This is a genomic window from Amycolatopsis sp. 3B14, from assembly GCF_050958625.1.
Lineage (GTDB): Bacteria > Actinomycetota > Actinomycetes > Mycobacteriales > Pseudonocardiaceae > Amycolatopsis_E > Amycolatopsis_E thermoflava.
Genome location: NZ_JBHZEN010000056.1, coordinates 16,319 through 38,610, shown reverse-complemented (window position 1 = coordinate 38,610; position 22,292 = coordinate 16,319). Strand labels below are relative to the sequence as shown.

General features: G+C 72.9%; 19 protein-coding genes and 1 pseudogene. 7 read left to right on the top strand and 13 right to left on the bottom strand.

Annotation, left to right across the window (positions count from 1 at the left end; genetic code table 11):
- The first annotated feature begins 54 nt into the window (after positions 1 to 54).
- Positions 55 to 567, top strand: a complete 513-nt coding sequence (locus ACCP09_RS29415; RefSeq protein ID WP_017981804.1) for an amino-acid N-acetyltransferase — start codon at positions 55 to 57, stop codon at positions 565 to 567.
- Between the two features lie 114 nt (positions 568 to 681).
- A complete protein-coding gene (locus ACCP09_RS29410; RefSeq protein WP_027930907.1) occupies positions 682 to 1,107 on the top strand; it encodes a phospholipase in 426 nt (141 codons plus the stop codon).
- 20 nt (positions 1,108 to 1,127) lie between these two features.
- Here the strand turns inward: ACCP09_RS29410 and ACCP09_RS29405 are convergent.
- Together ACCP09_RS29405 and ACCP09_RS29400 are read right to left on the bottom strand one after the other, a co-directional pair.
- Positions 1,128 to 1,520 (bottom strand): annotated as a pseudogene (locus ACCP09_RS29405) (transposase); the annotation flags it as partial.
- Positions 1,521 to 4,001, bottom strand: a complete 2,481-nt coding sequence (locus ACCP09_RS29400; RefSeq protein ID WP_378363246.1) for a DNA translocase FtsK — start codon at positions 3,999 to 4,001, stop codon at positions 1,521 to 1,523. It abuts the pseudogene before it with no gap.
- Positions 4,002 to 4,108: 107 nt separating this feature from the next.
- Between ACCP09_RS29400 and ACCP09_RS29395 the strand changes: the two genes are divergently transcribed.
- Positions 4,109 to 4,933, top strand: coding sequence for a lysophospholipid acyltransferase family protein (locus ACCP09_RS29395; protein ID WP_027930909.1), 825 nt, complete (start codon positions 4,109 to 4,111; stop codon positions 4,931 to 4,933).
- Positions 4,918 to 5,235, top strand: coding sequence for a chorismate mutase (locus tag ACCP09_RS29390; protein WP_433751866.1), 318 nt, complete (start codon positions 4,918 to 4,920; stop codon positions 5,233 to 5,235). Before ACCP09_RS29395 ends, ACCP09_RS29390 begins: the two co-directional genes overlap by 16 nt.
- Before the next feature lie 425 nt (positions 5,236 to 5,660).
- Here ACCP09_RS29390 and ACCP09_RS29385 read toward each other — a convergent pair whose 3' ends face one another.
- Together ACCP09_RS29385 and ACCP09_RS29380 are read right to left on the bottom strand one after the other, a co-directional pair.
- Entirely contained in the window at positions 5,661 to 7,007 is a 1,347-nt protein-coding gene (locus tag ACCP09_RS29385) for an LLM class flavin-dependent oxidoreductase (RefSeq protein WP_433751864.1), read from the bottom strand.
- Positions 7,004 to 8,299 (bottom strand): MFS transporter, encoded by a 1,296-nt coding sequence (locus tag ACCP09_RS29380; RefSeq protein WP_037322536.1) that lies wholly within the window; start codon positions 8,297 to 8,299, stop codon positions 7,004 to 7,006. The genes ACCP09_RS29385 and ACCP09_RS29380 overlap by 4 nt, the downstream gene beginning before the upstream one ends.
- A gap of 88 nt (positions 8,300 to 8,387) precedes the next feature.
- Here ACCP09_RS29380 and wrbA point away from each other — a divergent pair, with 88 nt between their 5' ends.
- Together wrbA and ACCP09_RS29370 are read left to right on the top strand one after the other, a co-directional pair.
- Positions 8,388 to 8,999 carry an NAD(P)H:quinone oxidoreductase gene (gene wrbA / locus ACCP09_RS29375; RefSeq protein WP_027930913.1) on the top strand — a complete coding sequence of 204 codons (612 nt, stop codon included), beginning with the start codon at positions 8,388 to 8,390 and terminating at the stop codon, positions 8,997 to 8,999.
- Positions 9,000 to 9,123: 124 nt separating this feature from the next.
- Positions 9,124 to 10,143 carry an EamA family transporter gene (locus ACCP09_RS29370; protein ID WP_400983269.1) on the top strand — a complete coding sequence of 340 codons (1,020 nt, stop codon included), beginning with the start codon at positions 9,124 to 9,126 and terminating at the stop codon, positions 10,141 to 10,143.
- On the opposite strand, the gene ACCP09_RS29365 is transcribed toward ACCP09_RS29370, so the two are convergent.
- The gene (locus tag ACCP09_RS29365; RefSeq protein WP_433751861.1) at positions 10,046 to 11,002 is read right to left on the bottom strand and encodes a GlxA family transcriptional regulator; all 957 of its coding nucleotides are present in this window, start codon (positions 11,000 to 11,002) and stop codon (positions 10,046 to 10,048) included. The genes ACCP09_RS29370 and ACCP09_RS29365 overlap by 98 nt on opposite strands.
- 70 nt (positions 11,003 to 11,072) lie before the next feature.
- Between ACCP09_RS29365 and ACCP09_RS29360 the strand changes: the two genes are divergently transcribed.
- Positions 11,073 to 11,405, top strand: a complete 333-nt coding sequence (locus tag ACCP09_RS29360) for a cupin domain-containing protein (RefSeq protein WP_400983264.1) — start codon at positions 11,073 to 11,075, stop codon at positions 11,403 to 11,405.
- Here the strand turns inward: ACCP09_RS29360 and ACCP09_RS29355 are convergent.
- The 8 genes from ACCP09_RS29355 to thyX form a co-directional block, all read right to left on the bottom strand.
- A complete protein-coding gene (locus ACCP09_RS29355) occupies positions 11,402 to 12,355 on the bottom strand; it encodes a zinc-binding dehydrogenase (protein WP_433751859.1) in 954 nt (317 codons plus the stop codon). The genes ACCP09_RS29360 and ACCP09_RS29355 overlap by 4 nt on opposite strands.
- Positions 12,356 to 12,720: 365 nt before the next feature.
- Positions 12,721 to 14,289 carry a substrate-binding domain-containing protein gene (locus ACCP09_RS29350; RefSeq protein WP_433751858.1) on the bottom strand — a complete coding sequence of 523 codons (1,569 nt, stop codon included), beginning with the start codon at positions 14,287 to 14,289 and terminating at the stop codon, positions 12,721 to 12,723.
- Between the two features lie 118 nt (positions 14,290 to 14,407).
- Positions 14,408 to 16,126, bottom strand: a complete 1,719-nt coding sequence (locus tag ACCP09_RS29345) for a ribonuclease J (protein WP_123682751.1) — start codon at positions 16,124 to 16,126, stop codon at positions 14,408 to 14,410.
- Entirely contained in the window at positions 16,123 to 17,136 is a 1,014-nt protein-coding gene (gene dapA / locus ACCP09_RS29340; RefSeq protein WP_037322538.1) for a 4-hydroxy-tetrahydrodipicolinate synthase, read from the bottom strand. The genes ACCP09_RS29345 and dapA overlap by 4 nt, the downstream gene beginning before the upstream one ends.
- 129 nt (positions 17,137 to 17,265) lie before the next feature.
- Positions 17,266 to 18,747 carry a serine/threonine-protein kinase gene (locus tag ACCP09_RS29335; RefSeq protein WP_433751855.1) on the bottom strand — a complete coding sequence of 494 codons (1,482 nt, stop codon included), beginning with the start codon at positions 18,745 to 18,747 and terminating at the stop codon, positions 17,266 to 17,268.
- 76 nt (positions 18,748 to 18,823) lie between these two features.
- Positions 18,824 to 20,062, bottom strand: a complete 1,239-nt coding sequence (locus tag ACCP09_RS29330) for an Nramp family divalent metal transporter (protein ID WP_027930922.1) — start codon at positions 20,060 to 20,062, stop codon at positions 18,824 to 18,826.
- 1,049 nt (positions 20,063 to 21,111) lie between these two features.
- On the bottom strand, positions 21,112 to 21,495 hold the full coding sequence (locus ACCP09_RS29325) for an ACT domain-containing protein (protein WP_433751853.1): 384 nt from the start codon (positions 21,493 to 21,495) through the stop codon (positions 21,112 to 21,114).
- Complete coding sequence (thyX, locus tag ACCP09_RS29320) at positions 21,492 to 22,244, bottom strand: FAD-dependent thymidylate synthase (RefSeq protein ID WP_017981786.1); 753 nt, start codon at positions 22,242 to 22,244, stop codon at positions 21,492 to 21,494. The genes ACCP09_RS29325 and thyX overlap by 4 nt, the downstream gene beginning before the upstream one ends.
- Between the last annotated feature and the right edge of the window lie 48 nt (positions 22,245 to 22,292).

Below are 22,292 nucleotides of genomic sequence, written 5' to 3'. Positions count from 1 at the left end.
GGCGTGGCCGAACCCACCGCGACAGGCCCGCCCCCGCCCCGATACGGTCGATCGGTGCACGGTGATCCTTCCCCTACCGTCGAGATCCGGCGGGCCCGGATCTCGGACGTCCGCAAGATCAAGGCGTTGGTGGACGCGGACGCGGGGCGGGTGTTGCTCGAGAAGGAGCTCGTCACCCTGTATGAGGACATGCAGGAGTTCTGGGTCGCCGACCGAGACGGCGAGATTCTCGGCTGCGGCGCGCTGCACGTGCTGTGGGAGGACCTGGCGGAGATCCGCACGGTCGCGGTCGACAAGCGGATGCGCGGGCAGGGCATCGGGCACCGGCTGGTCGCGCAGCTGATCTCGCTGGCGCGGGAACTGGGGCTGCGCCGGATCTTCGTGCTGACCTTCGAGACGAGCTTCTTCGCGCGGCACGGGTTCACCGAGATCGACGGCACGCCGGTGCCGAGCTCGGTGTACGAGGAGATGCGCCGCTCGGTGGACCCGGGCGTGGCCGAGTTCCTCGAACTCCCCTACGCGAAGCCGAACACGCTCGGCAACACGCGGATGCTCCTGGAGCTGTAGCGGTTGCGCCCGCCGGGTGAAGTTCGCCCGGTATCCACCTTCCGGGTCTGGTGGCCGTCGTCCGGCGGCCGGATGCTGATCATGGTCGTCCCTTGATCAGCTGAGGAGCCCAGGATGCGCGCCGCCGCCCGTCGTCTGCTGTCCACGGCCGCTGTGGCCACCGCACTCGTCGCCGGCGCGGGCGCCGCGCATGCCGTCGACGTCCGGTCGGTGACCGACACCTACCTGTTCGGCACGTCGCTGAGCCGGTTCGAGCAGATCCGCGCCGACCGGCCGTACGCCGCGTCGCTGGACTGGTCGTCGGACACCTGCTCGTGGTCGCCGGACAAGCCGCTCGGGTTCGACTTCTCCCCCGCCTGCCACCGGCATGACTTCGGCTACCGCAACTACAAGCGGCAGGACCGATTCACCAGCACCAACCGGAAGAAGATCGACGACAACTTCTACCGCGACCTGAAGACCACCTGCCACGGCGACTGGCGCTGCAACGGCACGGCCTGGACGTACTACCAGGCGGTCCGCCAGTTCGGCGGCTCCTAGATGAGCGATGCGTAACTCGGTCAGTGGTCGTAGGCGGTCAGGGATCGGGTGGTGGGTTGGCCGGTGGCGCGGTTGTGCCAGATGGCGGCGGTGAGGGCCAGGAGGCGTTGGGCGATGCGGACGCCGACGCCTTCGATGGTGCGTCCGCCGTGCTGTTCTAGGTTTAGTTGGCCTTTGAGGGTGTCGTTGACCGACTCGATGAGCTGACGGATGGACTTGAGCAGCGGCTCACCGGGATGGGGCTTGCGGTTGCGGTAGGACGGCCGGATCAGCCGGACGCCGCGCTCGCTGAGGTAGTGGTCGAGTTCGCGGGAGACGTAGCCCTTGTCGGCGATGATCAGCAGTCCGGGGCGGTCGGTAAGCAGGTGGGGTTCGTGGTCGCAGATCGCCATGAGTACCTGCCGCTCGTCGATCTAGTCCTCGCCGTCGTCGTCGGGCATCGAGCCGCCGCGGATCAGCATCAGCGTGCCCTCCAGGTCCTCCGGCTTGACGAGGACGTCGCGGGCCTTCGAGCCCTCCGACGGGCCCACCACGCCGCGCGTCTCCAGCAGGTCCATCAGCCGCCCGGCCTTGGCGAAGCCGACCCGCAGCTTGCGCTGCAGCATGGACGTCGACCCGAACTGCGAGGTGATGATCAGCTCGGCCGCCTGCAGCAGGACGTCGAGGTCGTCGCCGATGTCCGGGTCGATCTCCTTCTTCTCCCCGGCCTTCGCGGCGGTGACGCCCTCCTGGTACTCCGGCTGCGCCTGCTCCTTGGTGAAGTTGACGATCGAGGCGATCTCGTCGTCGCCGACGTAGGCGCCCTGGATGCGGACCGGCTTGCCGGCGCCCATCGGCAGGTACAGGCCGTCGCCCATGCCGATCAGCTTCTCCGCGCCCGGCTGGTCGAGGATGACGCGCGAGTCGGTCAGCGACGACGTCGCGAACGCCAGCCGCGACGGCACGTTGGTCTTGATCAGGCCGGTGACGACGTCGACCGACGGTCGCTGCGTCGCGAGCACCAGGTGGATGCCCGCGGCACGGGCCTTCTGCGTGATCCGGACGATCGCGTCCTCGACGTCGCGCGGCGCGGTCATCATCAGGTCGGCCAGCTCGTCGACGATCGCCATGATGTACGGGTACGGCCGGTACACGCGCTCGCTGCCCGGCGGCGCGGTGATCTCCCCCGACTTGACCTTGCGGTTGAAGTCGTCGATGTGCCGGACCCGGTTGGCCTGCATGTCCTGGTAGCGCTGCTCCATCTCCTCCACCAGCCAGGCCAGCGCGGCGGCCGCCTTCTTCGGCTGGGTGATGATGGGCGTGATCAGGTGCGGGATGCCCTCGTACGGCGTCAGCTCGACCATCTTCGGGTCGATCAGGATCATCCGCACCTCTTCGGGCGTCGCCCGCGCCAGCAGCGACACCAGCATCGAGTTGACGAAGCTCGACTTACCGGAGCCGGTGGAGCCCGCGACCAGCAGGTGCGGCATCTTCGTCAGGTTCGCGGTGACGAAGTGGCCCTCGATGTCCTTGCCGAGCCCGATGACCATCGGGTGGGTGTCCTTGCCCGCGGTGGACGAGCGCAGCACGTCGCCGAGGCGCACCATCTCGCGGTCGGAGTTGGGCACCTCGATGCCGACCGCCGACTTGCCGGGGATCGGCGCGAGCAGGCGGACGTTGTCGGTGGCCACGGCGTATGCGATGTTCTTGGTCAGCGCGGTGATCTTCTCGACCTTCACGCCCGGGCCGAGCTCGACCTCGTAGCGCGTGACCGTCGGGCCGCGGGTGAAGCCGGTGACCTGCGCGTCGACGTTGAACTGCTCCAGCACGCCGGTGATCGCCTCGATCATGGCGTCGTTGGCCTTGCTGCGGGTCTTCGGCGCGTCGCCCAGCTGCAGCAGGTCGGCGGGCGGCAGCTCGTAGTCGCCCTCGACGGTCCGGGTGACCGCCATGACCGGTTCCGGCTTCTTCGGCTTCTTCTCCGGCACCGCGGCGGGCACCGGCTTCGGCGGGCGGGCCGGCGTGGGCGGCTCGGCCAGCGCGGACTCGATGTCCAGCTGCTCCGGATCGGCACCGCTGGCCTGGCGGCGGCGGGACGGCTTGCGCAGCCGCACGGCCTTCGGGTCGGCCTCGGTGACCTCGTCGCGGCGTTCGGCGCGGGCCTCGCGCTGCGCCTCTTCCTCGGCCAGTTCCTCCGGGTCCAGGCCCCAGGTGCGCACCAGGTGCGGGATGTCGCGGATGCGGGTGGCGGTGAACACGAGCAGGCCGAACGCGAGCGCGAGGAACAGCAGCGGCACCGCGACCCAGGCCGTCACGCCCTGGGCGAGCAGGTCGCCGGACAGGAAGCCGAGGATGCCGCCCGCGTAGCGCTGGTTCTCGGCGTCGTGCGGGCGGCCGTTGAACAGGTGGAGCAGCCCCAGCAACGCGAGCACGCCCAGCACGGTGCCGATCACCATGCGCGGGCGGACCTCCGGTTGCGGCTCGGTGCGCATCAGCACCACGGCGGAGACCACGAGCGCCAGCGGCAGCGTGACCGCGCCGGCGCCGAAGACCGTGCGGGTGGCCAGCTCGACGTAGCCGCCGACCGGCCCGGCGGCGCGCCACCACACCCCGGCGGCGACGATCAGGGCCAGCGCGATCAGGCCGAGGGCGAGCCCGTCGCGGCGGTGTTCGGGCTCCAGCTCCCGGCCGCGGCCGACGGTGCGCACCAGGCTGCCGAGACCCTTGGCCAGCAGGTTCCAGCCGCCGCGGACGGCCTTGCTGAAGGTCCCGGCCTTCTTCTTCGGGGCGGGTTTGCGGGCGCGCGAGGCCGCGGGCCGCGACTTGGCCGCGCCGCGCGTGCTCCTGCGCGCGGTGCTGCTCTTGCCGCCGGTCCGCTTCGTGCCGCTGCTCCTCGTCGCCGCCCCGCTAGCCATGCCTCTACGGTAACCGCCTGGCCCCACCAACCCCAGGTGCCACACTCGGCACAGCGGGAACTTCGCCTTCACCGGCGGACCTTGATCCGCCATTCCGGTGATCTGCCATGCTGACGACCATGTTCGCGCTGCACTCCGACGACACCGGGCAGACACGCCGCAGGCCACCGGCGGTCTGGCGGACCATGACCCGGATGGACCAGGGGCTCGTCGCGCTGACCGGCAGGCTGCGGATCACCGGCCGGATCGCGCCGGAGCTGCGGGGACGGCCGTTCCTGATGGCTTCCAACCACATCGGCGTGTTCGACCCGTTCGTGCTGATCGCCGCGTGCCGCCGGATCGGCATCGCGCCGCGGTTCATGCTGGCCGGCGGGATCCTGGACACACCGGTGATCGGTCCCGCGCTGAAGGTCAGCGGGCACATGCGGATCGACCGCGGCAAGGCGAGCGCGCTGGAGCAGTTCGCGCAGGCCGTGGAGGAGATGCGGACGACGCCGAGCCCGATCATCGTCTACCCGGAGGGCCGGATCAGCCACGACCCGGGCCTGTGGCCGGAGCGCGGCAAGACGGGCGCCGCGCGGCTCGCGATCGCCGCCGGGGTGCCGGTGGTGCCGATCAGCCAGTGGGGCGCGCACGAGGCCGTGTACTGGGGCACGGAGAAGGTGACAGGTCCCGCGGACCTGCTGCCGCTGGCCCGGTCCGGCCTGACCGCGCCGTTGCGGCGGCCGACGTACCGCGTGCACTTCGGCGAGCCTGTGGACCTGAGCGACATCGAGCCGGAGCGGCCGGGCGCCGGGGTGCGCGCGCACGCGAAGATCATGCGCGCCATCACGGCCGGCCTGGTCCCGTTGCGCCGCGACGAGCCCGACAAGCCGAAGTTCCACGACCCGACGCGCCCCACGGACACCGTCAGCCCTTGGCGGCCCCGGTGACGGACGCCCCGAAGTCGCTTGCCGAGGTCCGCGCCCGCATCGACGCCCTCGACGCGGAGCTGGCCGGCCTGCTGGCCACCCGCCAGTCCCTGGTGCGCGCGGCCGCCGCGTTCAAGGCCGACTCGCAGGCCGTTCGCGCGCCCGACCGGGTGGAGCAGGTGGTCGCGGCGGCGCGGGAGCGGGCTCTCGCCGCGGGGTTGGCTCCCGAGGTCGCCGAGGCGGTGTGGCGCGCCATGATCGGCGCGTTCGTCGAGCTGGAGCTGGGCGAGCACGCCCGGCTGGCTGGGGACGCCCCGGCGTGACGGGGCTTGGGCGGTAGGCCGCGCCTGGCGGCCTACCCGCCGAGCAGCGCGCCCGGGTGGCGGGGTGCGACCGAGCCGCTCCCGGAAGCAGCCTCCGCGCCGGGCGCCCGGCGCATCGAGCCGGCCTCGGCGGTGAGTCGGCCGGTCCGCGTGCCGGCACTCCCGCCAGGGATCGCTGGCCAAGAGTGAGCAGCCGGCCTCAGCGGCGGTAAGCCGCCCCCGGGTGGTCCGCCGCCACGCGCGGCCCCGCACCAGCGAGCCGCTCCCGGAAGGAGCCTCCGCGCGCCCGTCCCGGCCTCAGCGGCGCCGCGCCGCGCCGGGCGCCCGCCGCGAGGCATGCGCCCGGCGCATCGAGCCACCGTCGGGGGCCGATCCGCGTGCCGGCACTCCCGTGAGGGATTGCTGCCCGAGGTGAGCGCCGGCGGTCACCTCCGATAAGCCGCCCCTGGGTGGTCCGCCGCCAGGCGCGGCCCCGCACCACCGAGCCGCTCCCGCAGCGTGCCTGCCTCCGGCTGCGACGGCACCCGGCCGCGGCGGCGCAGCTCCGGCACCACCCAGCGCGCGAAGTCCGCGAACGTGCCCGGTGTCGTCACGTATGCCAGGTTGAAGCCGTCCACGTCGGCCTCCTCGGCCCAGCGCTCCAGCTCGTCCGCGACCTCCGGGCCGGACCCCGTCACGACCGGGCCCCGCCCGCCGAGCCCGATGAAGCCGGCCAGCTCACGCGGCGTCCACGCCCGCTCGGCCGTCGTGAACGCCGCCAGCGCCGACCGGTTCGCGTCACCGTCCCGGTAGGTCAGCGGCTCGTCCACCGGCAGTTCGGCCAGGTCGACGCCCGTCCAGCCGCCGAACAACGCGAACGCCCCCGGCACCGACACCAGCGACTGGTACTCGCGCAGCTTCTCCTCCGCCTCCGCCGACGTCTCGGCAACCACCGGCGTCAGCATCGTGAAGATCTTCACCGCGCGCGGGTCCCGGCCCTGCTCGGCCACCCCGGCGCGGATCGCGTCCACCGAGCGGCGCACCACCCGCGGCGACGGCCCGGACACGAACACCGCCTCCGCGTGCCGCGCCGCGAACCGCACGCCCCGCGGCGACGCGCCGGCCTGGAACAGCACCGGCGTCCGCTGCGGCGACGGCTCCGACAGGTGCGGCCCCGGCACCGCGAAGTACTTCCCCTTGTGCCCGATGTCGTGCACCTTCGCCGGGTCCGCGTACACCCCGCCGGACCGCACGACCGCGCCGTCCTCCCACGAGCCCTCCCACAGCTTGTAGCAGACCTCGAGGTACTCCTCCGCGATCTCGTACCGCTCGTCGTGCGGCACCTGGGCGTCCAGGCCGAGGTTCCGCGCCGCACTGTCCAGATAGGACGTCACGATGTTCCACGCGACCCGGCCGCGCGTCAGGTGGTCCAGTGTGGACAGACGACGGGCCAGCGAGTACGGCTGCTCGTACGTCGTCGACACGGTGACCCCGAACCCGAGGTGCGAGGTCACCGCGGCCAGCGCGGGAAGCAGGACCGTCGGCTCGTTGACCGGGATCTGCGCGGCGTCGGCGACCGCGGCGTCCTTCGACCCGCCGTAGACGTCGTACACGCCCAGCACGTCGGCGAGGAACAGCGCGTCGAACCCGCCGTCTTCCAGCGTGCGCGCCAGGTCCAGCCAGAAGGACAGGTCGGTGTAGCGGTGCCCCTCGTCGGCGGGGTGCTTCCACAGCCCGGCCGACTGGTGCCCGGCGCAGTTCATGTCGAAGGCGTTCAGGTAGATGCGGCTCATGCCAGGCCCTCGGAGTTGGTCTCCCGCGCGAACCACGCGGACGCGAACGTCAGCACCGCCAGCCCGGCGAAGTAGGCGACGATCAGCCACGGCCGCCCGTCCCCGGCCACCAGCAGCGCGGCGGCGATCAGCGGCGCGAACCCACCGGAGAGCACCGCGCCGATCTGGTACCCCAGCGACGCGCCGCTGTAGCGCACACGCGTGTCGAACAGCTCGCCGAACCACGCCGCCTGCGGCCCGTACATCGCGTCGTGCACCACGTTGACCCCGAACACGATCGCCAGCACCACCGCCACCGCGGACCCGGAGTCGGCGGCGAGGAAGAACAGCACCAGCGCCACGATCCCGGCGAGCGAGCCGAACAGGTACGGCGGGCGCCGCCCGAACCGGTCGGACAGGTAGCCCCACAGCGGCGTGCTCACCAGGCCGATCGCGGAGGCGACCATCACCGCGACCAGCCCGACGGCGCTGTCCCGGCCGAACGTGGTCTGCAGGTAGGTCAGCGAGTAGGTGGTCAGCAGCACGAACAACGCGATCTGCGACAACCGCAGCCCGGTGGTCAGCACGACGTTGCGCGGCTGCGTCCGCAGCACCTCGACGACCGGCAGCCGGGCGGTCTCCCCGCTCGCCTTGAGCCGCGCGAACACCGGCGCGTCGGTCAGCCGGAGCCGGATCACCAGCCCGACGACGACGAGCACGAGGCTGAGCAGGAACGGCAGCCGCCACGCCCAGGACAGGAACGCGTCGCCGGCGATCGTGCGCACCAGGTAGTAGACGCCGGTGGCCAGCAGCATCCCGGCCGACGACCCGAGTTGCGTGAAGCTGCCGAACAACCCGCGCCGCCCGGGTGTGGCGTGCTCGACCGACAGCAGCGCCGCGCCGCCCCATTCGGCGCCGACCGCCAGCCCCTGCAACAGCCTCAGCACCACCAGTAGCGCCGGGGCGAGGATCCCGGCCTGCGCGTAGGTGGGCAGCACCCCGATCGCCGTGGTGGCGATCCCCATCAGCAGCAGCGCGCCGACCAGCACCGCCTTGCGGCCGACCCGGTCACCGAGGTGGCCCGAGATCACCGCCCCCAGCGGCCGGGCGCCGAAGCCGACCGCGTAGGTGCCGAAGGCCGCGAGCGTGCCCGCGGTCGAGGAGACGTTGGGGAAGAACAGCGGCTTGAACACCAGCGCGGTCGCGGTGGCGTAGAGGTAGAAGTCGTACCACTCGATGGTCGTGCCGATCATGCTGCCGAGCGCGGCGCTCCGTGGCGTGGTGCGCGGCGCGGCGGGGACCGTCGTCGTCATGCCCGGGCACGCTACGGTTTCCGGGCGCCGCCCCGCGCGAGGTCTCACATGATGGAACGCGCGATTCGATAACGGTAAGGTGATCACCGTGACCACTCGGATCCTCGTCGTGTACTACAGCGCCACCGGCAACACCGCGAAGCTGGCCGCCGCGTTGGCCGGTGGGGCCGCCGACGCCGGGGCGGAGGTGCGCGTCCGCACGGTCGCCGAGACCGCCCCGCCCGAGGCGATCGCGACCAACCCGCGATGGCAGGCGTGGGTCGACGCCGGGCCGCACGACGAACTGGCCACGCTCGCCGACCTGGAGTGGGCCGACGGGCTCGCGATCGGCAGCCCGACGCGGTTCGGCGGGCCCGCGAGCCAGCTCAAGTCCTATCTGGACACCACGGGTGGCCTGTGGGCCAAGGGGAAGCTGGTGGACAAGGTCGCGACGTCGTTCACCACGGCCTCCACCGCGCACGGCGGGCTGGAGGCGACCGTGCTGGCGATGAACAACATCTTCTACCACTGGGGCGCGATCGTGCTCCCGCTCGGCTACGGGCAGCCGCATCTGCTGGAGTCCGGGAACCCCTACGGCGGTTCGTTCGTGTCGCGCAAGTCGGCCGAGCCGGACAAGGAGTCGCTCGAAGCCCTGCGCATCCAGGGCCACCGGCTCGCCACCATCGCCGGGTACGTGCGCGTCGGCAGGGGCGGCGCCTGAGCAGCGCGGGACGGCCGCACCCCACCCCCTCCCCGGAGTAACCAGCACGCGAATTTGACCGGTTACGCGAGGCGTGACGGAATTCCGGTACCGCCGTACCGGTCCGCCGCTTAGGGTGGGCGGAGTGGTCACCGAAGCTCCCGCACCGGCGCGCGCGTTCGTCCCCCATCGCGGGCGTGGCACGACGCTGATCCTCGTCTCCTCGGTCTGTTTCGGCAGTTCCGGCACGATCGCGAAACCCGCGATGCTCGCCGGCCTGTCCGCCGAACAGGTCGCCGCGGCGCGGATCGGGCTCGCGGCGCTGGTGCTGGCCGCCGTGGTGGCCGTGGTGAAGCCGTCGCTGCTGCGCGTCCGCCGCGCCGAATGGCCGCTGCTGCTCGGCTACGGCCTGCTCGGCGTCGCGGGCGTGCAGCTGTGCTACTTCGTCGCCGCGGGGCGGCTGCCCGTCGGCATCGCGATCCTGCTCGAGTTCACCTCGCCGGTGCTGATCGCGCTGTGGACTCGGTTCGTCCGCGGCGTGCGGCTGCCCGGGCGCATGTGGGCCGGGATCGCGCTGGCGATGGCCGGGCTGGCGGGCGTGGCGCAGGTGTGGCAGGGGCTCAGCCTGGACGCGGTCGGCCTGCTCGCCGGGCTCGGTGCGGCGGTGTGCTCGGCGGCGTACTTCCTGCTCGGCGAGCACGGCGTCACCACCCGCCACCCGATGGGCATGGTGACCTGGGGCATGATCATCGGCGCGGTCGCGGTGTGCGCGGTCGCCCCGCCGTGGACGATGCCCGCCGCGGTCCTCACCGCTCCCGCCGAGTTCGGCCCGTGGCACCCGCCGGTGTGGCTGCTGCTCGTCGCCGTCGCGGTGTTCTCGACCGTCCTGGCCTACGCCATCGGCCTCACCGCGCTGCGCCACCTGCCCGCCTCCGTCGCGAGCGTCATCGGCCTACTCGAACCGGTCATCGCCACCGCCACCGCGTGGGCGCTGCTGCACGAAACGCTGGCCTGGCCCCAGCTGGCCGGCGCGGTCGTCCTGCTCGGCGGCGCGCTGATCGTGCAGCTCAACTCGCCGCGCGCGCAGGTTCCGGAGCCCGCAGCGCCCGGCGGTACGCGCCCGGGGTCGTACCAACCTGGTCCCGGAACCGGCGGCGCAGGTTGACCGCCGACGCCAGCCCCACGCGCGCCGCGATCGCGTCCACCGGGAGATCGGTGTCCTCCAGCAGCCTGCGCGCCTCCGCCACGCGACGGGACAGCAGCCACGCGCCCGGGCTCGTGCCGAGCCGGTCGTGGAAGCGCCTCGCCAGCGTGCGGGGTGAGACGTTGAGCCGCGCGGCGAGGCGGGCCACCGACAACGGTGTCCCGAGCCGCTCGCCGGCCCACTCGAGCAGGTCGTCCAGCTCGTCCCGGGGCTGGGCCCGCGGCGCGATCCGGACCTGACCGCCGTCCCGGTGCGGCGGCATCACCATGTGCCGCGCGAGGAGGGCGGCGTGCGCGGCGCCATGGTCCCGCCGGACGAGGTGCAGGCACAGCTCGATCCCCGCGCCCGCGCCGGCGCTCGTCGCGACGTCGCCGTGGTCCACGTAGAGCTTGTCCGGCTCCACCCGCACCGCCGGGAACTCGCGCCGCAGCTGCTCGGCCCGCTCCCAGTGCGTGGTGGCCGAGCGGCCGTCCAGCAACCCGGTGCGCGCCAGGGCGAACACGCCGGAGCAGATCGTGACGAGCCGCGCCCCGCGGGCGTGGGCACGCAGCAACGCCTGCCGCACGCGCGGGGACAGCGGCGCCTCCACCGGCGCCCAGCCCGGGATGATCACCGTGTCCGCGTCGTCGAGCGCGGACAACCCCCGCGGCACCGACAGGGCGTACCCCGCGGTCGTCGGCACGGTTCCCGGTTCCTCGGTGCACACGTCGAACTCGTAGTGCCGCGGCACGCCGTCCCGCACCGTGCCGAAGACCTCCATGGCGCAGCCGAGCTCGAACGTCGACTGCACCGGCTGCACCAGGGCGACCACGCGATGCATGGCAGAAAAGTACCCCACGCTGTCCTGGCTGGCACTGTCCCGGCCAGGTCCGCGCCCGCATCCTGGGGCCATGCACGAAATCCTCGCCCAGGAGGGCTACACCTCGGTGTCCGTCGACGAAGCCCCGATCCGCGAACTGTTCCCCGGCGTCCGGCACCGTCCGTTGTGGACGGGACCGAGCGGGGCGCACGCCGACCTGCTGGAGATGGACGCGGGCGCGTCCTGGCCGCACCGCGACGTGCACGAGCCCGGTCCCGAGGAGGTGTACGTCGTGGCGGGCACGTTCCACGACGGCGCCCGCGACTACCCGGCGGGGACGTTCCTGCACGCCCCCGCCGGCACCTGGCACGTGCCGTCGACCGCCACGGGCTGCACCCTGTTCCTGTTCTATCCGGAGGGTTAGCGGGACGGCGTCAGCACGATCCGGCCGAACACCTCGCCGCGGTCCATCTTCCGGTGCGCGAGCCCGGCCTCGGCCAGCGGCAGCACCTCGTGCACGACCGTGCGCAGCTCCCCGCGCGCCGCGGCGGCGAACTGCGCGGCGCGGACGGTTCGCCGCTCGGCCGCGGGCACCGTGTCGGCGCTGAAGGTGGCCACCGACAACGACTTCCGGAACCCGGCCATCAACGCCGCGCCGAAGTCCGCGGGCGGGCCGCCGACCACGCCGACCAGGACCGCCCGCCCGTTGGGGCCGAGCTTGCCGACGAACTCCGGGAAGTCCGGGCCCGCGACGACGTCGACGATCACGTCGAACCCCGCGCCGCCCGCGCCCGAGCGGTCCAGCACGTGCGTCGCGCCCAGCTCGCGCAGCCGCTCGCCCCGCGCGGCCGACGACGTCGTGACCGCCACCGCCCCGGCGCCGCCCCGCGCCGCGAGCTGGACCGCCGTGAGCCCGATGCTGCCGGCCGCGCCGCGCACCAGCACCGACTCACCCGGCGCGAACCCGGCGCGCGCGAGGGCGAAATGCGCCACCAGACCGGAACTCCCGAGCGCCACGGCGTCCACGGTGGACAGACGGGCGGGCAACGGCAGCACCTCCCCGGCCGGCACCACCGCCCGTTCGACGTACCCGCCACCGGTGCCGGTGAACCCCCACACGCGCCGGCCCAGCAAGGTCGCGTCGACCCCGTCGCCGACCGCGATCACGGTGCCGGCCACCTCACCGCCCGGGATGTGCCCGGCCGCGAACCCGTGCGCGGCGAGCGTGCCGCGGCGGATCACGGCGTCCACACCGCCGACGCCGATCGCCTCGGTCTCGATCAGCACCTGCCCGGCCGCCGCCTCGGGCGCGGGAACGTCCACCACGGCCAGGCCCTCCGGCCCGCCGAACTCCTTGATCACCACTGCTTCCACGTCCGCCGACGCTAACGAACGCGACCCTCCGCCGCGCCGAAGTGAGAGCGCGGGCGGCCAAACTGCCTCACTCCCCTGCGCTCCGACGCCGCGCCCGCAGCCTGGACGCGGCCCACATCCTCTTCGCGGCGACGGCCCCGGCATCCGCTACCGCCGCTTCCCCGCCAAGGAGGTCCGCGCCTGCCGGCTTCCGCGGCGTGATCGAGCGGAATCCGCATCATCGAACTCGCCCGGCGCCAAGACCGTCGGCTTCCTGCGCCCGGACTTTCGTCCTGGGCGAGTTGATGCTGATGCTCCAGGCCGTCCGGCGCCCGCACGCCCGTCGTCCGAATCCGGGCTTCCCGGCTCGCTCGCGATCCGGCTGGTCAGGCGCCGGTGAGCGCGGCCAGCGCGCCGTAGAACACGTCGGTGATCCGCGCCGGATCGGGCGCGGCGAACGTCTGCCCGCCGGTGGGCGTGGTGATCGCCGCCAGCTCGGCCACGTCCACGTCCGGGCCGATCCCGATGCCGATGATCGCCACCGGCCTGGCCGGGTCGGCGAGCTTCGCCAGCTCCGCGACCAGCGCGTCCCTGCTGATGCCGTCCGCGTCGTCGTTGCGCCCGTCGGTCAGCACGATCACCAGGTTGAGCCGCCCCGCCTGCCACTCCGCCGACGCCAGCCGGTACGCGGCCAGCACCGTGTCGTACAGCCCGGTGTCCCCGTCCGGCGTGGCCTGGATCGCCCGCAACCGCTCCGCCGCCCCGGACGCCAGGTGGTCGCTCACCGGCCGCATCGGCAGCACCTCGCGGTAGTCGCGGTCGCCGTCCAGACGGGTGGCGAACTCCCACACGCTGCTCTCCGACGTCGGCTTGAACAGCGACAACGCCCGCGCGGCCGCGTCGGTGGTCAGCTGCATGCGGGTCTGCCCAGTGCCCGGCACCTCGACGTCCATCGACCCCGACACGTCGATCAGCACCCGCGCGCGCGAACTGGAGTTGATCCGCGCCCACTGTCCGAGCAGCGCGTCCACGTCGGCGTCGGTCGGCACCGCGGGCGAGGGCAGGGTCCGGTCGCTGACGTTCTGCGTCGCGCCGTCGCGCAGGTACCGGCCGTCGGGTGTGCGGAACCCGGCGTTGGCCAGCGCGTTCGACCCCTCCAGGCCCAGCAGCGCGGACAGCAGCGCCCCGGCGGCCCTCCGCTGGTCCTCCCCGGCGCCGCCGAGCACGGCGAACGGGTAGTCCAGCGCGGGCGCCTCCGCCTGGTAGGTCGCGACCAGCCCGCTCTGGGCACCCGCGATGCCGTTGCGCACGTTGTAGCGCAGCAAGGCGTTCTCCGACACCGGGAACCCGGCGAGCGTCCGGTCGGCCAGCCGCGCGAACAGGTCGTCGGTGGTGGGCACCGCGTTCGGCGACAGCCGGCGCAGCGCCGCGGCATGGGCGTCGGCCGCGGGCACCGCGGCCCGGATGCCGATCAGCGCGGACAGACCGGCCGGGTCCCGCCCCGGATCGGGCACGCCGAGCGCCAGGCCGGGCGCGCCGAGCACGTCCGACCAGGACGGCACGCGGCCAGGCCAGCCGAGTCCGGAAGCGGCCTCCTCGGTCAGCGCGAACACGACCGGCGAGCTGGCGATGCTGGTGCCGCCCGCGATCCCGCTCGCGCCGACGCCCTTCGCCCGCCGCAGCTGCAGCGTCGACTCCGGGATCCACACGTCCGGCCGGATCTCGCCGCCGGGCAGGGCCAGCGACTGCGCGACCGCCGCCGAGTCGACGGCGTTGACCTCGAAGGCCGCGCACTCGGTCTGCGCCACCCGGCGGGCGACCTGCGCGACCGCCGGGGCCACCCCGGGCGCCGCTGCGACCCGCACCACCGCGGGCCGGTCGCAGCCACCCTGGTCACGCACCACGTCCGCGGCGATCCAGCCGGCTCCGCCCAGCACGACGAGGACACCGAGCACCGCCCACACCCGCCGCGGCCGCCGCCGGGCAGGAGACGAATGTCGGCCCACCTCGCACCGCCTCCGCTGGATCGCTCGCCAGGACGGGATCCAGGTTAAAGGCAGTGACGGAGATTACCTACGCTGTCGGATCGGCCTGTCCGTACGTCACCGGGATGACCGTCGGCACGATCATCGGGCGGCGCCGGTAGGTCTCGGCGACCCATCGGCCCACCACACGGCGCACGGCCTGGGCGATCCGGTGGCTGTCGGTGATGCCCTCCGCCTCGGTGCGGGACAGCTCCATCTCGACGAGCGGAACCACCGCATCGAGTGCTTTCGGGTCGTCGGAGAACCCGCGCCCGGACACCGTCGGCGTGCTCACCGCGCGGCCGGTGGTCGAGTCGACCGCGACGTTGATCGCGATGAACCCGCCCTCGCCCAGCACCAGCCGGTCGGACAGGGTCGACTCGCCGACGTCGCCGACCGACAGGCCGTCCACGTAGACGTGCCCGACCTCGACCCGGCCGGTCGCGCGCGCCCGGCCGTCCACCAGGTCGACCACCACGCCGTTCTCGGCCAGCACCACGTTCTCCGGCGCCACGCCGGTGCGGATCGCCAGCGCGCCGTTGGCCCGCAGGTGCCGCCACTCGCCGTGCACCGGCATGACGTTGCTCGGCCGGATCGCGTTGTAGAGGAACAGCAGCTCCCCCGCCGACGCGTGGCCGGACACGTGCACCTTCGCGTTGCCCTGGTGCACCACGTTCGCGCCGAGCCGGACCAGGCCGTTGACCACGCCGAACACCGCGGTCTCGTTGCCCGGGATCAGGGAACTGGCCAGCACCACCGTGTCCCCGGCCCGGATCGAGATCTGCCGGTGCTCGCCGCGCGCCATCCGGGACAGCGCCGACAGCGGCTCGCCCTGCGACCCGGTGGACACGAACAGCACCCGGCTCTCGGGCAGGTTGACGGCCTCGTCCAGGTTGATCAGCAGGCCCTCGGGGATGTTCAGCAGGCCGAGGTCCGCGGCGATCCCCATGTTGCGGACCATGGAGCGGCCCACGAACGCGACCCGGCGGCCGTGCTTGACCGCCGCGTCGAGCACCTGCTGCACGCGGTGCACGTGGCTGGCGAAGCAGGCCACGATCACGCGCTGGGTGACGTGCCCGATGACGTCGTCGAGCACCGGCCCGATGTCCCGCTCCGGCGTGACGAACCCGGGCACCTCGGCGTTGGTCGAGTCGATGCACAGCAGGTCGACGCCCTCGTCGCCGAGGCGGGAGAACCCGGCCAGGTCGGTCAGGCGGTTGTCCAGCGGCAGCTGGTCGAGCTTGATGTCACCGGTGTGCAGCACCACCCCGGCCGGGGTGCGCAGCGCGACCGCGAGCGCGTCCGGGATCGAGTGGTTGACCGCGAAGAACTCCAGCTCGAACGGGCCCACCGTGCGCCGCTCGGACTCGGTCACCTCGATCAGCTTCGGCCGCTGCCGGTGCTCCTTGCACTTGGCCTCCAGCAGCGCGAGCGTGAACCGCGAGCCGTAGACCGGCAGGTCCGGCCGCAGGCGCAGCAGGAACGGCACGGCGCCGATGTGGTCCTCGTGGCCGTGGGTGAGCACGAGGGCCTCGATGTCGGACAGCCGGTCCTCGATCGCCCGGAAATCGGGCAGGATCAGGTCGACGCCGGGCTGCTCGTCCTCGGGGAAGAGCACCCCGCAGTCGACGATCACGAGACGGCCGTCGTACTCGAAGACGGTCATGTTCCGGCCGACTTCGCCGATGCCGCCGAGGGCGACCGCGCGCAGGCCGCCGTCGGGCAGTGCGGGTGGGTTGTTGGTCGGTCCGGGTCCTGCCAAATTCACCTGTGAATGGTCCCAACGCTGGTGTGAGTGGTCGGCGCGACGTAAGCCGCCGCGGAGTCGGCCTGCGCCACCCGGGAAGAGTGCCAGTCCGGCGACGGGGACTCCGCGAGGGGGACCCCCGCCTGGGCGAGGTCGGTGGCGATCGCCTCGACCTGCTCCGGGGTGGCGGGCACGATCGGCAGCCGCGGGCCGCCGACCGGGTGGCCGCGCAGCGCGAGCGCGGTCTTGGAGAACACGACCCCGCCGACGCGCGACATGGCGCGGAAGACGGGCAGCATGCCGCGGTGGTTGGTGCGGGCGGTGGAGGTGTCGCCGTCCTCGTAGGCCTCGATCATGGCCCGGATGCGGCCGGCCACCACGTGCCCGATCACGCTCACCACGCCGGCCGCGCCCACCGACAGCCACGGCAGGTTCAGCGCGTCGTCGCCGGAGTAGTAGGCCAGGTGGGTGTTGGCGATGACCTCGCTGCCTGCCAGCAGGTCGCCCTTGGCGTCCTTGACGGCCAGGATGCGCGGGTGTTCGGCCAGGCGGCGCAGCGTGTCGACCTCGATCGGCACGATCGAGCGCGGCGGGATGTCGTAGAGCATCACCGGCAGGCCGGTCGCGTCGGCGACCGTGGTGAAGTGCGCGTACAGGCCGGCCTGCGACGGGCGCGAGTAGTAGGGCGTGACCAGCAGGACGCCGTGGGCGCCGGCCTTCTCGGCCTGCTGCACCAGTTCGACGCTGTGCGCGGTGTTGTAGGTCCCGGCGCCGGCGATCACGGTCGCGCGGTCGCCGACCGCCTCGGCCACGGCGCGCACCAGGTCGGCCTTCTCGGCGTCGGTCGTGGTCGGGCTCTCGCCGGTGGTGCCGTTCACGACCAGGCCGTCGTTGCCCAGCTCCACGAGGTGCTCGGCGAGCTCCTGCGCCCGCTTCAGGTCGACTGCGCCGTCCGCGTCGAAGGGGGTGACCATCGCGGTGAGCACGCGCCCGAAGGGCCTCCCGGGCGCTGCCGAAGGTGGGTTGGACATGCTCTGACGGTACCTCCTCACGCTGTGAATATTCGTGCCGACCTGCCAAAACGGCATGATCCGCAGGAAAGGGCCACCACCGGCCGGAGAATCGCTGGACCAGGTGATCTTCCGCCGTAACCTTTCGCGTCAGCGGACCTTCAGCGTGACCGCCTCGGTGAGCTGGCCGCCGCCCTTCTTCGACACCAGGCAGTAGATGCCGCGGACCGGATCGTCGTAGGACTTCTCCGGGACGGCGTCCCAGTCGGCCTGCGACGGGACGAGCGCGCGGTAGCTGAGCGTGGCGCGTTCGGCCGCGTCGATCGTTGCGGAGTGGAAGCTCAGCGCGCAGAAGGACTCGGCGTAGCGGCGCAGCGCGTCGGCGCCCGGGTACGCCACGAACCCGGCTTCGTCGTCCCCGGAGCCGGCGTTGCCGAGGCTGTCCTGCTCGTCGTAGAGCTCCAGCTCGTGTGCCTTGTCGCAGTCGACCTGGTTGTCGGAGGTGATCCGGTAGCCGGGTTCGAGCCGGCCGTTGTAGCACCGGTAGGAGCTGCCCGGCTCGAACTCCAGGTCGCCGCCCGCGCCGTAGACCATGGTCGGCAGCATCGCCGGGTCCGCAGCCTCGGTCGCCCACCACTGGCCGGCCAGGAAACCGCCGGCCAGCAGCACGACGCCGAGGACGGCGCCCGCGGTGACCCACAGGCCGCGGCGGCCGGTGCGGGACGGCGCCGGGGCGAACCGGGTCGGCGGTTGTCCGTTGTGGACAGCGGTGGCGACGCCCCCGGGCGGGGTGTTGTGGGCGGCGATGCCGAGCAGGTGCGCGGCCTGGGCCGCGGAGATCCGGCCCTCCGGCTTGGCCACCAGCAGGCCCATGATCGCCGAGGCCAGCGGGCCCTGGACCCGGGTCAGGTAGGGCACCTCGGTGAGGATCGCGTTCATGGTCGCGGCGGTGGTCGGGCGGTCGAACGCGGACTTGCCCTCGACGGCCAGGAACAGCGTCGCGCCCAGTGACCACAGGTCGGAGTCGGGCAGCGCCTCCCGCCCGTCGAGCCGCTCCGGCGCCATGAACGCGGGCGAGCCCACGATCGTGCCGCTCGAGGTCAGCCGCGGGTCGTCGATCGCGGTGGCGATGCCGAAGTCGGTGAGCTTCACCCGCCCGTTCGCGCCGACCATGATGTTGCCCGGCTTGACGTCGCGGTGCACGATGCCGGCCTCGTGCGCGGCCTGCAGCGCGGAGAGTACCTGCTGCCCGATCGAGGCCACCTGCTGCGGCGGCAGCGCGCCGTGGTGGCGCACCAGGTCGCCCAGCGTGGGCGCCTCGACCAGCTCCATCACGATGTAGGTCGCGCCGTCCTCGGTGACCACGTCGAAGACCGTGACGATGGCCGGGTCGTTCAGCCGCCCCGCGGTGCGCACCTCCCGCAGCACCCGCTCGGTGAAGACGGTGTCCTCGGCGCCGTCGGGCAGGCGCAGCTCCTTGATCGCGACCTGGCGGCCGATCACCTGGTCCTGCGCGCGCCACACGACGCCGTGCCCGCCCCGGCCCAGCTCGCCGAGGAGCGCGTAGCGGCCGGCCACCACCCGTGGTCCGGCCGGGCGCGGCGTGGTCTGCTGGGTCTGCTCTTCGGTCAACGTGGCTCCGGTGATCGCGGCTATCGGGACAGCGGGATGCTAGTCCGACCGCCGCGGGAGCCGATCGGTTCCGGTGTCAGCCCGCGAACGTGAGGTAGATCAGCGCCACGTTGAGGGTGATGATGACCGCGGCGATCACCCACGCCAGCGTCGTGGTGGCGCGGTGGTTCGCGGCGGTCCCCATCAGCCCGCGGTCGCTGGTCAGCCGCACCAGCGGCACCAGTGCGAACGGGATGCCGAAGGACAGCACCACCTGGGACACCACCAGCGCGCGGCTGGGGTCCACGCCGATCGCGAGCACCACGATCGCGGGCAGCAGCGTGATCAGCCGCCGCAGCAGCAGCGGGATCCGCTTGCGCAGCAGGCCCTGCATGATCATCGCGCCGGCGTAGGCGCCCACCGAGGTCGAGGCCAGGCCGGAGGCCAGCAGCCCGATCGCGAACAGCAGCGCGACGGCCGGGCCGAGCGTGTTTCCCACGGCGGCGTGCGCGCCTTCGATCGAGTCGACGCCGTCCTGGCCCTGCAGGTTCGTGGCGGCCAGCAGCACCATCGACAGGTTCACCGCGCCGGCCAGCAGCATCGCCAGGCCGACGTCGAAGCGGGTGATCCGCAGCAGGCGCGACCGGCGGGCGGCGTCGACCTTGCCGTGCCGGTCGCGGGCGAGCCCGGAGTGCAGGTAGACGGCGTGCGGCATGACGGTGGCGCCGAGCATGGCGGCGGCGATCAGCACGCTTTCGGTGCCGGCGAACCGCGGGACCAGCCCGGCCGCCGCGTCCGCCGCGGACGGCGGTTCCACGAACACGCTGGCCAGGAACCCGACCGCGATGACGCCGAGCAGGCCGGTGACGACCCGCTCGAACGGCCGCTGGCCACGCTTGTCCTGCACCAGCAGCAGGACCATCGACACCACGCCGGTGATCACGCCGCCGGCCAGCAGCGGCAGGTCGAACAGCAGGTACAGGGCGATCGCGCCGCCGACGACCTCGGCCAGGTCGGTCGCGATCGCGACCGTCTCGGCCTGCGCCCAGTAGCCGAGGCGCGCGGCCCGCGGCATCCGCTCGCGCAGGTTCTCCGGCAGGGACAGGCCGGTGACCAGGCCCAGCTTCGCCGACAGGTACTGGACCAGCCCGGCCATCAGGTTGGCGGCCACGATCACCCACACCAGCAGGTAGCCGAACTGGGCCCCGGCGCTGATGTTGGAGGCGACGTTGCCCGGGTCGACGTAGGCGATCGCGGCGACGAACGCGGGCCCGAGCAGCAGGGAACCGGAGCGCACCCGCTTGAGCCGTGGTCCGAGCTGTTCCGTCAGCGCCATCCGTCCTCCATCCACAAAGCCGAAGCCTGATTTTAGGTGCGCCGAACTTTGGTGTACAGAGCAGCGAAAGTGGCGTGCAACGCACGGGCATCACGCGCAGACGTACCCCACAGGGGTGGCTTTAAGGCAGCACGCTTCGGGCGGCCGCGTCCGGGGTGGGCTCGGAAAGGGGTCGAGAGCGGGCCGGCAGGCAGGGACAACGCCGTTCGCCGCGCGGACTGGTCGCGGCCAGGTCCCGGCGCGACGGGCCCCGGCGGAGATCCGATCCGGTGAACACGGCCTGCCCCGGGAACGACGGCGGCGGTGACCGCCGACCGGGGAACGACTTCCGGGCCAGGCGAATCGCCAGTGCGCCGATCGGCCCGCTGGCCAGATCGAGGGCCGGCCGACGGTCCGGGACCCGCAGGCCGGGACCCCGGCCCACGCGGGCCGGCGGGCACGAACACCGCCGTTCGCCGCGCGGGCTGACTGGACCAGGTCCCGGCGCGACGGGCCCGGTGATGGAGATCCGATCCGGTGAACACGGCCTGCCCCGGGGACGGCAGCGGTGACCGCCGACCAGGGAACGAACGTCCGGGTCAGGCGAAATCGCCAGTGCGCGGATCAGCCCGGTGGCCAGCAGACCAGCGCCGCCCGACGCCCCGGACCCCGCAGGCCGGGACCCCGGCCCACGCGGGCCGGCGGGCACGAACACCGCCGTTCGCCGCGCGGGCTGACTGGCCAGGTCCCGGCGCGACGGGCCGCTGGTGGCGATCCGGTTCGCTGAACACGACCTGCCCAAGGAACGACGGCGGCGGTGACCGCCGACCGGGGAACGACTTCCGGGCCAGGCGAAATCGCCAGTACGCCGATCGGCCCGCTGGCCAGATCGAGCGGCGGCCGACGGTCCGGGACGCGCAGGCCGAAAAACCCGGCGTGACCCCCGACCGAGAAACCGACGTCCGAGTCAGGCGAATCGCCGGTGCGCCGATCAGCCCGGTGGCCAGCAGATCCAGCGCCGACCCACGGCCCCGAACGCGCAGGCCGGGAACCCGGCCCACGCGGGACGGCTACTCCGCGACCTCGTGCCCGGCCGCGCGCAGCGCCTGCACCGCGCGCGCCAGGTCGCCTTCCTTCACCAGCACGTGGTCGGTGTCGAACGTGGACAGCGTGAACAGGCCGACCCCTGCGGACGCCAGCTCGCTGGCCAGCGCGGCGATGATGCCGGTGAGGGTGAACGCCAGCGGGCCGCGCACGGTCAGCAGCCGCCAGCCGGACTCGACCCGGGCGCCCTCCGGGGCCAGGCCTGCCGGGCAGATCACCGAGGTCTCCGCGGGCGTGCGCGTGACCGAGACCAGCCGGTCCGGCGCGTCCAGAGTGGGCACCGGAACGCCCGGATCCAGCCGCGCGACCGCGTACTCGCCCGGCTGGACGTCGATGGCGAGCCGTTTCACCCTTCGAGGACCTTCGGACTGGAGGCGACCTCGGTGCCGTCGGGCAGGGTGGAGATGGTGAAGTCGGCGAACACGTTCGGCGCGGCCTTCTGCAGCTGCCGCAGGCATTCCACGGCCAGCCCGCGGATCTCCACGTCGGCGTGCTCGGTGGCGCGCATGGCGATGAAGTGCCGCCAGGCGCGGTAGTTGCCGGTCACCACGATGCGGGTCTCGGTGGCGTTGGGCAGCACCGACCGGGCGGCCTGGCGCGCCTGCTTCCGGCGCAGCGTGGCGCTCGGCGCGTCGGCGAACTTGTCCTCCAGCCCGGCCAGCAGCTCGTTGTACGCGTCGACGCTCGCCTGCGCGGCCTTGAGGAACTTCTCGTGCAGCTCCGGGTCGTTCGCGATCACGTCCGGCTCGACGAACGCGGCGTCGCGCTCGGGCACGTACCGCTGCGACAGCTGGGAGTAGGAGAAGTGGCGGTGGCGGATCAGCTCGTGGGTCAGCGAGCGCGAAACGCCGCTGATGTAGAAGCTCACCGAGCCGTGCTCCAGCACCGACAGGTGACCGACCTCGATGATGTGGTCGATGTAGCCGGCGTTGGTGGCCGTCTTCGGGTTCGGCTTCTTCCACGACTGGTAGCAGGCGCGGCCCGCGAACTCGGCGAGCGCCTCACCCCCGTCGGCGTCGGTCGACCACGGCACGTCCTCCGGCGGGAAGAACTCCGTCTTCGCGATCAGCTGAACCTTCGGCGACACGGTCTCGGCCACGGTCGCGCTCCTTCCCCTCAACGACTCCCCGGCAGCGTAACCGCCGGG